Raw genomic sequence first — 13,861 nt, forward strand, 5'->3', positions numbered from 1 at the left:
CCATGCCTTCCATCTACTTCCGCTTTGACGGCCAGGATCACGAAATCGCGCTTGCCACCGATCTGGCGCCTGACGCGATTGGCAAATTGCTGGCATCGATGCCTGCCGTCGTGGACATCCATTGCGCCAAGATCGCAGGTCAGCACATTTTCTGGCACGCGCCCTTTCTGGCCGATGTCGAGAAGGCCACGGACATTCTGACCCTGCCGGCAGGTACATTCCTTTACTGGCCGGAGCGGCAATTCCTGGAGCTGATCTACGGTGAGCTGCAGGCGGAGAAGGCTCAGGTTTCGGTCCTCGGCCGGCTGACTGGCGATATCGAATGGTTGCGCCGGCTGGGCCGTCATGTGGTCGAGGATCACGGCAAGGAAATCATTCGTGCCGAATTGATCCCGACGGACGAAGCAATGACACTTGCGATCCGCGAACCGGAACCGGCAAGCCCCGGTCTTGCGACGTTGCGGGCTGCACGAAAAGCCATATGGGAAAAGGAACCCGCAGATGTCGCGGTGCTGCTTGCGCGCTCGGGCATGATGCTGCCCTATGGCCCGCTTGCGATGGCCGAAGGCGAATTGCGCAAGCTGCATGAACTCTTGTGGCGGCTGCGCGGCGGAACCTATTATTCCGGCACGGAAAAATCGGAATTCGCCATCTTTCTCATCGATGCTTTCGTCGCGCGAATCGACGGCTTCTGTGGCATGGTTGGCTGTGGGGTGGTATTGGAAGGCGCGAGCAATCTCTTGAAGGACGAGCCGCAGCATCAAGCTGCTATCCTGGACGAACTTGTCCTCTATACGGGTCGTGCGGCAGCCTGGCTCGATCTGTATATTCCATGGAATTCCTTAAACGATGTCGTTCTTGACACGCTTGATGCTCAAGGTTTGCGCGGAGAACCCTCCAAATGACCGACTATGCGTTGGAAACAATCGAGCGCAACGACACACTTTCGGAGCGTGTGAAATACGCGTTGCGCAAGGCGTTAATCGAGGGAACGTTCGCGCCCGGCTCGCGGATCAAGATCCGCGATGTCGCGCAGGCGCTTGGCGTGAGCCCGACTCCGGCCCGCGAAGCATTGATGACGCTGATTGCCGAAGGGGCGCTGATCGAGGATTCCAACAAGAGCGCGATTGTCCCGGCGCTCACCAAGGAAAGCCTGCTGGAAATCACCGAACTCCGCGTATCGCTTGAAAAGACGGCGGCGCGTATCGTCATTCCGGTGTTGAACGATGCGGCGCTGAGCGAGATCGAAGAATTCAACGCCCGCATTGTCGCCGCGTCCGAAGCCGGTGACATGAAGCACGGATTGGAAGAGAACGCCAATTTCCATTTCGCTATCTATCGGCTGACGCAGATGCCGATGCTGCTGAAGATGATCGAGACCGTCTGGCTGAGATCCGGTGCCTATCTCAATCTGGCCTATCCGGCGTTTGCCAATATCAACACGTCGCACAGCAAGCACCAGATGATTATCGGCGCTCTGCGTGCGCGGGATGTGGTCGCCCTTGAGACCGCAATCGAGGACGATATCCGCACATCGGCGCAACACCTTTTCGAGCGTCTGGACGAGCATCTTGCAGACGGCGTCTGACACGCTTTCCTGAACAGATGGATCACGACCGGCCAACGGGGTCACGGTTTGCAGCCGCAGTCAAACACCTTGAGAGCATGAATATGTCCGCGAAGATTGAAGCCGCCTGTGCAAGCCAAGCCGTCGATGTCGTTGTTGTCGGCTCGGGATCGGCAGCCCTGAGCGCTGCCCTGACCTCTGCCCGATTGGGCCTGAAGGTTGCCATTGTCGAGAAAAGCGATCTGATCGGCGGTACCAGCGCGATGTCCGGCGGAGGTACCTGGATCCCCGCCAACCATCACGCCATCGCCGCCGGTATCAAGGACAGCAAGGAAAATGCACTTGCCTATCTGCGCGCGACCGCGCCCGAAGGCTGGGGACAGACGGACGATCATCTGTGGCAAGCCTTCGCCAATGCCGCCCCCGACATGCTGCAATTTCTCGAGGCGAATTCGCCGTTGCGGTTCGAGATGATCGCCGAGCCCGATCCGTTTACGGAAGCGCCGGGTGGTGTCCCACATGGACGCATGCTTTCGCCCAAACCCTTGAGCCGCAATATCGTCGGCAAATGGGCCGCCCGGCTTCGCCGGTCGACGATGCCGCATATCTTTTCCTATAAGGAAGCGGTGGATAGCGATTTTTATGGTGCGCCGGTACGCTCGGCCATGCGCCTTGGCCCGACCCTGCTGCGCCGGTATCTGAACAATGAGGCCGGGCAGGGTTCGGCACTGATCACCGGTCTCCTGAAGGGCTGCCTTGATGCCGGATGCGAAATCCTGGTCTCAAGCCCGGTCACCGACCTCCTCATCGACGATAATGGACGCGTGGCGGGCGTCGTCTGCACGCGGGAGGGCAAGCAGCACGAAATACGCGCAAGCAGGGGTATCGTGCTGGCGACCGGTGGCTTCGAATGGGACGAGACCATGCTGCGTGCGCACTTCCCCGGCGCGACGGATCGGCTCGGAAGCCCGAGCACCAACACGGGTGATGGCCACAAGCTTGCGCTCAAGGCCGGTGCCGTTCTCGAACATATGGATCAGGCGAACGTCTATCCGACCATTCCAACCCTGTATGAAGGCCGGCTGCAGGGCCTGCCCATCACCTTCCAGATTTCGCCCAATGCGATTGTCGTCAACCGCCACGGCCGCCGATTTGCCAGCGAATACGACTTCAATCTTGGCGAGATGCTGGATAGACGCGATCCCGAAACCGGCGAAAGCGTTCATCTGCCGGCCTGGCTCATTGCCGATACCCGCTTCATGAAGTCTTCGGCACCGTTCCGATATTACGCATCGAAGCAGCCGGGCTGGATCAAGTCAGCCGCAACGATCGAGGGCCTCGCCGTCCGGATCGGTGTCGATAGCGGCAATCTCAAGCAGACGGTGGATGCGTTCAATCGCTATTCGGTCAATGGCCGCGATGAGGAATTCCAGCGCGGCGACAATCGGTGGGAGCGCTACAAGTCCGGCGGGGAAGAGGATGCAAGCGGCAATCCGGCGCTTGGCGGAATTGAGACGGCGCCGTTTGTCGCCATGAGCTTCAACCGCTCCATTCTAGGAACCAAGGGCGGCGCAAAGACCAACGAGAAGGGGCAGGTCATCCGCGCAAACGGCACGGCAATCGCGGGTCTCTACTGCGCGGGCCTTACCATGGCCAACCCGATCGGAACCCGCGCCATAGGCCCCGGCACGACGATCGGCCCATGCCTGACATGGGGTTATATCTGCGGCCGGTCCCTGGCAGAGAGCCAACCCGTTTAGAAACATCCGTTGGAAAGAGATCATTGTCGACGGGCGGGTCCGTGCGATGCCGGCGGGTGAGGTAGATCAGCGAGCCCCAACGTCAACAGCGCCTCGAAAGCGTGAGTTGCTTTATGTTTTGATCCGCAACAGGACGCTTGTCAGCGCAGCAGTCAAAGCCTCGGTCCCGCCACCCTGTTCGAATTCTCTGAAGAGCTGCTCGTTCAGGCCGCCTTTTGTCGAGAATTCGCGCCGCAGGTCGCCGGGAGAACGGTCCTGCGATATCACGCTGGTCCGACCGAGACTGGCAAAGAGGGGAGCAAGATAGTTTCGCGATTTCTGCTCGGATATGCCCTGGCTTGTCAGCCACTCGGTGGTGCGCTCCAGAAGGCCAAAATAGGTCCCCATCAGCGCACTTGCCGCTGCGAGCAGGTCGTATTCGTTTTGCGTTTCGCATTCGACGGCTGTTCCGAGCCCGGCAAAGAACGAAGCTGCCCGGGGTTCTGGCGGATAGATCATCGTGACACCCGTTCGATCGGCGACGAACGGAAGTGGAACCGCCCGGACGATCTCGACCTTTTGGTCGATCCATTCCGTGAGTTTTGCATCGTGAACCGCGGCGATCAGGCTGACAACGCGCTGACCGGGACGAAAACGTAGCGCTCGGATCACCTCCTCGGCAATTTGCGGACGCACAGCCAGAAACAACATGTCCGCGGCATCCACGATCTCCTGATTGCTGCCGGCAATGCGGACGGAAGGGTATCGTGCCGCCAGCTTTGCAGCGACCTCGGCGTTGCGCGGTGAAACCAGAATGTCGGCCGCCCGATCCGGCACGGCGAAAATGCCGGTGATGATCGCTTCGGTGATTGTGCCGGTGCCTATGAAACCCAACGTGCCTTCGATCATGCCGATCAATCCCTTTCCGATGTGAGCAGCGCTCTCATGATACGGCTCTGCTCTGGCGGACTATCTTCGTTGTTCCTGAGCCCCGTAGCCAAGACGGTGTGCGCGGCGAGGACCGCCTTCAGCGCGATCGGGCGGTAATGAATGGAGAGATCCAGTTCACTGACGGTTTCCGTTTTTCTGCTGTTCGACGGATACTCTTTCAATTCGATTGCCTTGCAAAACAAAGCACCGCGGCTTTGGCTGGGGGAAGTGACATATGCGAGATAGGCACTGTTTGTTACTGCTGATGTTTGACCATAGTGCCACCGCCCGTCGCCTGATCGGTGGGGAAGACCTCGATGCGCGATACGTCGACGAATGTCGGCAACGTGATGACGTTGGCGATAATGGTGGCGATGTGATCGGGCTGGATCGGACGATAGCCGTCATAAAGCAGCTCTTTTGCCTGGTTTCCAGCAATGGCCGTGCGATAGAGTTCCGTCTGGACCCGGCCCGGGACAACCTCGCTGACCCGGACGGACGTTCCCAGCAGATCACAGCGCAGGTTGTCGCAAAAGAGGCTCAACCCTGCCTTCGAGGGGCCGTAGGCCCCCATCGAGGGATAGGGTGCCCGGCCGCCGCTGGAGCCGAGATAGATCAGATGGCCTCGCTTGCGTTCGACCATGCCCGGCAGAAATGCCCGCGTCAGATGCATCGGCGCCTTGAGATTGACGTCGATCATGGCATCGATCTCGGCAGGGTCGATCTCGTGAAACAACGCGCGTGTGGAGAGAATGCCGGCATTGTTGACGAGGATATCGACCTCGACGCCGGACAGGCGCTCGGCGATTTCTCCCGTATCGCGCACATCGGCCCGGATTGGCATGGCGCCGGAAAGCGCCGCTAATTCTTGCAATGAGCTTTCGTTCCTGCCGACGGCGTAAACCGTCAGCCCGAGTTCACGCAGTTTCAGTACCGTTGCGCGGCCGATCCCGCTGGTGGCGCCGGTCACGACGGCGGTGCGGTAGGGCAGGGGCTCAGACATAGATGTAGCCTCCGCTGATGACGACATTTTCGCCGGTTGCATAGGTGTTGCGGCTGCTTGCCATCATGACGATCCATTCCGCCATCTCGACGGGTTCCGCTGCACGGCCCAAGGCGCTGGCTTTCGCCAGTTCCGGAAGAAAGCCGAGTTCCTTGGCGCGGTCTGTGGCAAAACCGGCCGGCGCGACGGAGTTGACGAGGATCTGATCCTTCGCACATTCCTGCGCGAACGACTTGGTGAGGCTGACGACTGCGGCCTTGGTTGCTGCATAGTGAGCGTTTTGCGGGTGCGCCTTGAACGCATCGACTGAGGTGATGTTGACGATCCGGCCGGTCACCTCAGGTGGGCTCACGTAGTTGCGCATATGCAAGACGGCCGCGACCATCATATGATAGGTGCCTTTGATATTGATCGCGTTCTCGAGGTCCCAGTCGGCATCGGTAATCTCAAGTATCGACTTGCGCGGGTAGATCGCCGCGCTGTTGACCAGGGAATGGATGCGGCCAAGTTTTTGAGCGACGGCATCAAAGCTACGATGCGCACTCTCCCCGATGGATATGTCGGCTGCGGCCACCGCCACTTCGACCCCCAGGTCTCTCAGTGTTTCGGCCGCCGTTTCCAGCAGCTGTTCGTTGCGGTCGATCAGGCCGATTTTCGTGGCGCCGTGCGAAACCATAAGCTTTGCGGTCGTCAGGCCCAGCCCAGACGCGCCGCCGACGATCACTACTGCCTGGTCTTTCATAATTCACCCCTTGTATTCGATTGTCTTGGCTATTGGTATGATATCACTTATATGCCAACCTGCAAGCGCTCAAGATCTTTTTCTGGTGCGCAGATGACCCTCCGCCTCGCTATCCGAGGTCGGCTACGCGTTGATCAGGACTGATGAATTCGTTCGTGAGGAAGAGGGCTGTTCCGGCGATATTCTTGCCGGTTTCCGATGGAAATCATGGCGGAGAGGCGCTCGAAACCCGTGATTCAAGTGTGCAGCACGCCTGCTTTTGATAAAACACGGTCGCGTAACTCGGATTGGCATGATATGTGATATGTGAGGTCTCTATCGAGTCCGTCGAAATTTGGAGCAAAAAAGTGTCCGTGATAACCCAGCGCGGCAACCTTGCCGAAATAGTCGTAGCGCAATTGACCACACGCATCGATTCCGGCCTGTATCCGCCCGGCGAGAAGATACCATCGAGCGCGCTGCTCTGCGAGGAGTTCGGCGTCAGCAGAACGGTCATCCGCGAGGCGCTGACATCGCTCAAGGTCAACGGTCGCGTGATCGCGCGTCAAGGTGCCGGCGTGTATGTGACCGAGAGGGACAGCAAGTCGCTCAATTTCGAGATCAGCCGGATCGATGACATCAGGTCTGCCATGCAGATCCTCGAGTTGCGCCTTGGCGTCGAAATGCAATCCGTTGCGCTTGCCGCAGCGCGGCGCACGCCGGAGGCCCTCGCCGAGATTGCCCGGGCCTATGATTATCTCGAAGGTCTTCAAACCGACGACGCAGAGATTGAAGCTCAGGCCGATTTCGAATTTCATCTGGCGATCGCGAAGGCGACCCGCAATCCGCATTTCCCGCGTTTCCTGGAAGCGGTCATGGGCGAGATCAGCTTCGATCTCGTCTTGAAGCACCGCCAGTCGGCGCGGACCTATCAGAGCTATCTGAAGAAGATCAACAAGGAGCACGCGGCGATCATGTCGGCGATCACGCAAGGTGACGCCAAGGCGGCCAAGAATGCCCTGGCGCAGCACCTTGAGGAAAGCCTCAATCGCTACCGGACTATGCTGGACGAACCCGCCAGTACCGAACTGGCAGAGTAATCCACGCGAGCCATGCGCCATTTTCTCACATCGCTGCTGGCTCTCTATTTCCGCGCATTCCATGACCCGGCGCGAGACAAGATCGACGCCAGGCCCAGACCCGGGCGATGGGGCTGAAACGAAACAGAGCCCGCCTGCGGCAACAGGCGGGCTCTGTCGTTTTGTTTGCCTATCGGCCTTGCGCGATGGCCTGATCGCGAATTTGCGACAGGCTCATCTTTGGCGTCAGCGCCTCCGGGTCGATCCTGATCTCGATCAATGCCGGTTTTCCCGATGCTTCGGACCGCAGGAAGGCGTCGGCGAACTGCCCGGTCGCCTCCACCGTCTCCCCGTGCAGTCCATAGGAACGGGCAAGGGCGGCGAAGTCGGGGTTCGTCAGCTGCGTGCCCGAAACGCGGCCGGGATAGCTCCGCTCCTGGTGCATCCGGATGGTGCCGTACATGCCGTTGTTGATGACGAGGAAGATGACGCGCGCGTCATATTGCATGGCCGTGGCCAGTTCCTGGCCGTTCATCAGGAAACAGCCATCGCCTGCAAAGGCGACCACGGTACGCGCGCGGTCGGTTATCTTGGCGGCGATCGCTGCCGGAACGCCGTACCCCATCGAACCGTTTGTCGGTCCGAGCTGTGTGCGAAAGTGGCGGTACTGATAGAACCGGTGCGCCCATGCAGAGTAATTGCCGGCGCCGGTCGTCAGGATCGAGTCTAAGGGCAGGTGGCCGCGCAGCCACGCCATGATGTCGCCCATCTGGACAGGGCCGGGCACCTGTGGATGTATCAGGTTTTCCAGATAATCAGCATGCGCCTGATGTGTCCACTCCCGCCACCGGGGCAGGGCCGCCGGCTTGAGCTTGACCGCCTGCGAGAGGAAAGCACCGACCGCGGCGTTGATGGGAAGTGTCGCATGGTAGACGCGCCCCAGCTCTTCCGCTCCGGGATGAATGTGGACAAGGATCTGCTTGGGAACCGGGATGTCGATGAGGGTATAGGCTCCCGTCGTCATTTCGCCCAGTCGTGCGCCGATCGAAATGAGAAGGTCGCAATCCTTCATGTGCTGAATGAGTTTCGGGCCGGCCGCCAAGCCCAGATCGCCTGCATAATTGGGATGCGTGTTGTCGAACAGGTCCTGGCAGCGGAAAGATGCGGCAACGGGAAGGGAAAACGCCTCTGAAAAGGCGCGAAGGTTGTTGACCGCAGCTGTCGTCCAGCCGCCGCCGCCGGCGACCACCATCGGGCGCTCGGCCTTTTCAAGAAGGCTGACCAGTTCTGCGAGTTGCTCTTCTCCGGCATGGGCTTCGACCGTCTTGAACGCTGGAACGTCATCGACGGTCACTTCGTCGGTCAGCATATCCTCGGGCAGGGCAACGACGACTGGTCCCGGACGGCCGTTCACCGCTCTGTGGAACGCCTGGCTGATCAATTCCGGAATGCGGGCTGCGTCATCGATTTCAACAACCCATTTGGCCATTTGGCCGAACATCCGGCGATAGTCCAACTCCTGGAACGCTTCCCGCTCGACCTGGTCCCGCGCCACCTGCCCGATGAACAGGATCATCGGGGTCGAGTCCTGAAAGGCCGTGTGGACACCGATGGAGGCGTTGGTCGCACCGGGCCCGCGCGTCACGAAGCAGATGCCGGGTTTGCCCGTCATCTTGCCATAGGCTTCCGCCATATAGGCCGCGCCGCCCTCCTGCCGGCAGACGATCAGTTCGATGTCGTCGGCGGCGTCATGGAGGGCGTCCAGCGCTGCGAGATAGCTCTCGCCCGGCACGCAAAAAGCGCGCTCGACGCCATGAATACGCAATGCATCGATAAGAACCTGTCCGCCATTGCGGACGTTTCTGGTGGTCGCCATCGGTATGTCCCCTCACTCTATTCTGATTTAGATGACCGCGTCTTCCAGGAAGGGGCGGTTGGCCGGCACGCGCTCATAGCCGAATGGCGATAGATCGAGCGTCTTGAAGGAGCCATAGGTGATCAGCTCGCTCAATCCCCGGCCCATGGCCGGCGATTGCTGGAGGCCGTGCCCGCTGAAGCCGTTGGCGAACTGGAAGTTGCGGACCTCGCTATGCGGGCCGAGAACGACGTTATGGTCGAGCGTGCAGTAATCATAATGCCCGGCCCAGGCATTGACGACCTTGATGGCCTCGAAAGCCGGCACGCGTTCGGCGAGGATCGGCCAGATCTCTTCCTCGAACTCGTCATGCATGACGTCGAAATCGTCGGGATCGACTTCCGGGTCGTGCTTTGGATACGTCCCCATCAGATAGAACTGGCCCTCGGGACGGAAGAAGACGCCGGTCGGATCGATCGTCAGGCCGACGACGCCCGGCAGCGGCGTCTTGCAGTCGACGACGAAAAGCGACCTGCGGCGCGGCTCCACGGGAATGTCGAGGCCGGCCATGCGCGCCATCTTCTTGCCGCGGGTGCCCGATGCATTGACCAGGGTGCCACAGGCAATCGTTTGCCCGCCTTTGGTGGTCACCGATACGATCCGGTCATCCTGACGATGGATCGCGATCACCTCGTCTTCGATATATTCGGCGCCAAGGGAGCGTGCCTTCTTGCGGAACCCCTGCATCAGACCGGAACTGTCGAACCAGCCTTCGCCGCGTTCGCCGTAGCTGCCGAGCGTCAGCCCTTCGAGATTAAGCCACGGGAAGCGAGCGCCGAGCGCGTCCGGCTCCAGCAATCTGACCTGCGCGCCGCACGAGACCTGCGTGGCGTGGTTCCGCTCCAAAACCGCCCGCCCTTTTTCGTCGCCGGCCAGAAACAGGTAGCCGTTCTCGTGGAAGCCGAGCTCCGGCGCATCGCCATCGACCACCACATGTGTCCTGAAATCCCGGATGAAGTCGGTGCCGAATTGCGATATCTGGACGTTGATCGGGTTGGAGAACTGATGACGGATCGAACTCGACGAGAGCGCGGTCGCGGACCGGGCATAACTCCAGTCCTTTTCGATCACCAGGATCGAGCCTTTGAAATCGGGATTGGTGGCGAGGAAGTAGGCCGTGGCGCTGCCGACGACCGCGCCGCCGACAATCACCACGTCATAGGATGTCTTGGAAGCCTGCATGATTGCACCCGTTATTTGTGATCGTCTTCATAGTGACCGGCTGCGCAAAAGCTTCCGCCCTGAAAGCGTACGGCTGGATCATTCGGATCGCCCTGGCTCGTGTTGGCCAGTACCTTTTCACGATAGTCGTCTGCGCTGTCCTGCGGCTTGTAGCCGAGGACGGCGGCCGTCCGGTTGTCCCAGAAGGACTCGCTGTTGTTCGACATGCCGTAGGCCACCATGAAGCCGACGCGGGGTGCCGCGAGGCTCTTTTCGACGAGCTGCCGGCAGTCGCGATAGGACAGCCAGGTAATCAGATGGCGGCGGTCGGTCGGCTCGGGAAAGCTCGAGCCGATGCGAAGCGACACGGTCTCGATGCCGAATTTGTCGAAGTAGTAGCGTGCGAGATTTTCCACGAAGGTTTTGGAAACCCCGTAGAGGCTGTCCGGCCGTGTCGGGACATTGCCGTCGATGGTCTCGGTGCGTTCGTAAAAGCCGATCGCGTGCACCGAACTGGCATAGACGATACGTTTCACGCCGTGCTGCCGCGCGGCCTCATACAGGTTGTAGCTGCCTGTGATGTTGGCATCGAGAATGGTCTTCCACGGCCCTTCAAGCCCCTGGCCGCCCATATGGATGATTGCGTCACAGCCCTTGACTGCTGCGGATACCGCGTCGAAATCGGAGAGGTCGGCTGGCATATCCTCTTCGTGCGGTGCCAGATCCTGGCAGGCGCTGCGGGCGGACAGGCGAACGATTTTGCCGAGTTTGGTGCCCGATTTGCGCAGTTGGGTCCCGAGTGCGCCGGCAGCACCGGTGAGAAGTGTACGCTGGTAGTCAGTCATGAGTTTGTCCTTCGATCAATTCAGCGAAGCTGCCCGAGAGCATCGGCCACCCGGTCGATCGCGATCGACAGATTGTCCCGCGACGTGGCGAACGACAGGCGGATATAGGGTTCGACGCCGAACGCCGCTCCCGGAACCGTCGCCACCTTGGCGGAGGTCAGCAGGTAGCTCGCCAGTTCCGTGTCATTGCCGATGCGGGTGCCGTCCGGAGCGGTCTTGCCGATGTAAGCGGCGCATTTCGGGAAGAGGTAAAACGCTCCGCCGGGCGGCCGTACATCAAGGCCCGGGATTGCCGAGAAGCCCTTGGCGACCAGTGCGCCACGCAGCTTGTATTCGGCAACGGCCCGCGTGACGAAATCCTGCGGCCCGTTCAGGGCTGCCGCCGCGGCGATCTGCGAGATCGACGAAGGGCAGGTCGTGCTTTGCGACTGCATCTTGTTCAGAACCTTCGTCAGGCTCTTTGGTCCGGCGGCATAACCGAGCCGCCAGCCGGTCATCGCATAGGCTTTCGAAACGCCGTTGATGATCAGTGTCCGGTCGGCAAGCTGCGGGCAGGCATTGGCAAACGACGTGAACGGAACATCGCCGCAGACGATATGCTCGTAAATCTCGTCCGACATGACGGACACGTGCGGGTGACGCTCCAGCACCGCGCCCAGCGCCGCAAGCTCGGCAGCGGTATAGATGGCGCCGGTCGGGTTGGAGGGGGAATTGAACAGGAACCAGCGGGTCTTCGGCGTAATGGCCGCCTCAAGACGCTCCGGCGTCAGCTTGAAATCATCTTCCACGCCGCAGGAGACAATCCGCGGGACGCCGCCGTGGAGGATGACGATATCCGTATAGGAGACCCAATAGGGAGCGGGAACGACGACCTCGTCGCCCGGCTCCAACGTGCCGAGAAAGGCATTGAACAGAATCTGCTTTGCGCCATTGCCGATGGAAATCTGGTCCGTGGCATAGTCCAGTCCGTTCTCGCGCTTGAACTTTGCAACGATCGCTGCGCGAAGCTCTTCCAGGCCATCGGGGCTGGTATAGCGCGTCTTGCCGCTGCGCATCGCTTCGATCGCCGCTTCGACGATAAAGTCCGGTGTTTCGAAGTCCGGCTCGCCGAGTGAAAGGTCGATGACGTTTTCACCCTTGGCGCGCATCGCCTTGGCGGCCATCGAAACGGCCATGGATGGTGACGACTTGATGCTCGCTGCCTTGGTGCTTTCGAACCTGATCATATTCATGCTTCCGCTCCTGGCGTCTTCTTGTCCGTATATGTTTCCGCCTGCTCGGCCGTGATGTAGCCTTGCTTCAGGTCATGGCTCACCGTCGCGGCAGGCCGCGCGGACGGGTCCCCATAACCGCCGCCGCCGGGAAGCTGGAGAACGAGCTTCCTGTCGGCTGGCACGAATTGCAGGCCCTTGCCGCGCAATTTGGTGCCGTCATCCAGCGAAACGGACCCGGCCGCACCGTCCTGGCCGCCGTCGCGGCCGCGCGCCGGGTGCTCAAGCCGGTCGAACATGGCCGAAAACCGGAAGCTGTAGCCTTCCGCAGCCGAGATCTCGATGGTTTGTCCCAGGCCGCCGCGATGCGCGCCGGCCCCGCCCGATCCCTCGCGCAGTTCCTTGCGCCAGATGATGACCGGGCCGACATTTTCGGTCGCCTCGATCGGCATCGTGTGTACACCGCTGGGAAAGGCGGTGGCGTTCAGACCATCCAGGGAAGGGCGCGCGCCGGTGCCGCCGGAGTTGAACATCAGGATTTCAGCACCCTTGCCGCCGATCTGGTCGGAGATCGGGCGAACGCTCATGTGAAGGTTCCAGAGCGCGCTTGCGCCTTCGGCCGGCACGTGACCGGGCAGCGCCTGGTGAAGGGCTCCCAGCACGAGATCCGGGACGAAATGACCGAGCACGTGACGCACAGCCACAGGTGCCGGCCGTTTTGCGTTGAGAATGCAGCCTTCCGGCGCAACGACGTCGAATGGTGCCAGCGATGCGGCATTGTTGGGGATCTCGGGCGCCACCACGCATTTGATGCCGTAGCAGGCATAGGCCTTGGCGTAGACGAGCGGGACATTGATGCCGAACTTGCTCATGCCGGAGGTGCCGTCGAAGTCGACCAGTACGCCGTCGGCGCTGATGGTCAGTTTGGCAGCCAAGGTCACCGGCTCGTCGTAGCCGTCGAGATCGAGGCTGTAGGACCAGCTTCCATGCGGAAGATTGCGCAGCCGCTCGAGGGTCGCTTCGCGGCTGTGCTTGAGGATGAACGCGCCGATCGTGCCGAGATCATCGAGATTGAACTCCGTCAGCATGTCGATCAGGCGGCGATGACCGGTTTCGTTGCAGGCCGCCAGCGCATAGAAATCGCCCACCACCTTGTCGCTCTCGCGAACGTTGTTCTTGACGATCTCGATCAGCGTGCGGTCCAGTTTTCCACGATCGAAGAATTTCATGATCGGGATGAAGAGACCTTCCTCATACACTTCGCGCGCGTCCGGCCCGAAGCCACGGCCGCCGATATCGACGACATGCGCCGTCGACGCGAAATAGCCGACCAGCTTGCCGTGGTGGAAGGACGGCGTCACGATGGTGATGTCGTGAAGATGGCCGGTGCCTTTCCAGGGGTCGTTGGTGATATAGACGTCGCCCTCGAAAATATTGTCGGGGCCGATATCGTTGATGAAATGCGCAACCGATTCCGCCATCGCGTTGACGTGGCCGGGTGTGCCGGTGACGGCCTGCGCCAGCATCTGCCCTTTAAGATCGAAGACGCCGGCCGAAAGGTCGCCCGCTTCGCGGACGCTGGTGGAAAAAGCGGTTCTGATGAGGGTTTGCGCCTGTTCCTCGACGACCGAGATGAGGCGGTTCCACATGACCTGCATATGGATATCGATCATGGACTGGTTCATGGGAT

General features: G+C 60.5%; 13 protein-coding genes. 4 read left to right on the plus strand and 9 right to left on the minus strand.

Annotation, left to right across the window (positions count from 1 at the left end):
• The first annotated feature begins 2 nt into the window (after window positions 1-2).
• The 3 genes from ADU59_RS13360 to ADU59_RS13370 all read left to right on the plus strand — a co-directional run bounded on the left by ADU59_RS13360 (window position 3) and on the right by ADU59_RS13370 (window position 3,327).
• Window positions 3-905, plus strand: coding sequence for a hypothetical protein (locus tag ADU59_RS13360; protein ID WP_068954624.1), 903 nt, complete (start codon window positions 3-5; stop codon window positions 903-905).
• Complete coding sequence (locus ADU59_RS13365; protein ID WP_068954625.1) at window positions 902-1,588, plus strand: GntR family transcriptional regulator; 687 nt, start codon at window positions 902-904, stop codon at window positions 1,586-1,588. The genes ADU59_RS13360 and ADU59_RS13365 overlap by 4 nt, the downstream gene beginning before the upstream one ends.
• 83 nt (window positions 1,589-1,671) lie before the next feature.
• Window positions 1,672-3,327 carry an FAD-dependent oxidoreductase gene (locus tag ADU59_RS13370; RefSeq protein WP_068954626.1) on the plus strand — a complete coding sequence of 552 codons (1,656 nt, stop codon included), beginning with the start codon at window positions 1,672-1,674 and terminating at the stop codon, window positions 3,325-3,327.
• A 111-nt stretch (window positions 3,328-3,438) separates the two neighbouring features.
• Here the strand turns inward: ADU59_RS13370 and ADU59_RS13375 are convergent, their stop codons facing one another.
• The 4 genes from ADU59_RS13375 to ADU59_RS13390 form a co-directional block, all read right to left on the minus strand.
• On the minus strand, window positions 3,439-4,215 hold the full coding sequence (locus tag ADU59_RS13375; RefSeq protein WP_068954894.1) for a pyrroline-5-carboxylate reductase: 777 nt from the start codon (window positions 4,213-4,215) through the stop codon (window positions 3,439-3,441).
• A gap of 5 nt (window positions 4,216-4,220) precedes the next feature.
• Window positions 4,221-4,418 (minus strand): hypothetical protein, encoded by a 198-nt coding sequence (locus ADU59_RS13380; protein ID WP_139093171.1) that lies wholly within the window; start codon window positions 4,416-4,418, stop codon window positions 4,221-4,223.
• Window positions 4,419-4,492: 74 nt separating this feature from the next.
• A complete protein-coding gene (locus ADU59_RS13385; protein ID WP_068954628.1) occupies window positions 4,493-5,239 on the minus strand; it encodes an SDR family oxidoreductase in 747 nt (248 codons plus the stop codon).
• A complete protein-coding gene (locus ADU59_RS13390) occupies window positions 5,232-5,981 on the minus strand; it encodes an SDR family NAD(P)-dependent oxidoreductase (RefSeq protein WP_068954629.1) in 750 nt (249 codons plus the stop codon). The genes ADU59_RS13385 and ADU59_RS13390 overlap by 8 nt, the downstream gene beginning before the upstream one ends.
• A 347-nt stretch (window positions 5,982-6,328) precedes the next feature.
• Here ADU59_RS13390 and ADU59_RS13395 point away from each other — a divergent pair, with 347 nt between their 5' ends.
• The gene (locus ADU59_RS13395; protein ID WP_068954630.1) at window positions 6,329-7,060 is read left to right on the plus strand and encodes a FadR/GntR family transcriptional regulator; all 732 of its coding nucleotides are present in this window, start codon (window positions 6,329-6,331) and stop codon (window positions 7,058-7,060) included.
• Between the two features lie 169 nt (window positions 7,061-7,229).
• On the opposite strand, the gene ADU59_RS13400 is transcribed toward ADU59_RS13395, so the two are convergent.
• Genes ADU59_RS13400 through ADU59_RS13420 form a run of 5 tightly spaced genes read right to left on the minus strand, consistent with a single transcriptional unit; the run spans window position 7,230 to window position 13,856 of the window.
• Window positions 7,230-8,915 carry a thiamine pyrophosphate-binding protein gene (locus ADU59_RS13400; RefSeq protein WP_068954631.1) on the minus strand — a complete coding sequence of 562 codons (1,686 nt, stop codon included), beginning with the start codon at window positions 8,913-8,915 and terminating at the stop codon, window positions 7,230-7,232.
• Between the two features lie 27 nt (window positions 8,916-8,942).
• Window positions 8,943-10,136: an NAD(P)/FAD-dependent oxidoreductase gene (locus ADU59_RS13405; protein WP_068954632.1), complete on the minus strand. Its 1,194-nt coding sequence runs from the start codon at window positions 10,134-10,136 to the stop codon at window positions 8,943-8,945.
• Window positions 10,137-10,147: 11 nt separating this feature from the next.
• Complete coding sequence (locus ADU59_RS13410; RefSeq protein ID WP_068954633.1) at window positions 10,148-10,960, minus strand: NAD-dependent epimerase/dehydratase family protein; 813 nt, start codon at window positions 10,958-10,960, stop codon at window positions 10,148-10,150.
• A gap of 20 nt (window positions 10,961-10,980) precedes the next feature.
• Window positions 10,981-12,192, minus strand: a complete 1,212-nt coding sequence (locus ADU59_RS13415) for a pyridoxal phosphate-dependent aminotransferase (RefSeq protein WP_068954634.1) — start codon at window positions 12,190-12,192, stop codon at window positions 10,981-10,983.
• Window positions 12,189-13,856 (minus strand): hydantoinase B/oxoprolinase family protein, encoded by a 1,668-nt coding sequence (locus ADU59_RS13420; protein ID WP_068954635.1) that lies wholly within the window; start codon window positions 13,854-13,856, stop codon window positions 12,189-12,191. Before ADU59_RS13420 ends, ADU59_RS13415 begins: the two co-directional genes overlap by 4 nt.
• Between the last annotated feature and the right edge of the window lie 5 nt (window positions 13,857-13,861).

The organism is Pararhizobium polonicum (assembly GCF_001687365.1).
GTDB classification, from domain to species: domain Bacteria; phylum Pseudomonadota; class Alphaproteobacteria; order Rhizobiales; family Rhizobiaceae; genus Pararhizobium; species Pararhizobium polonicum.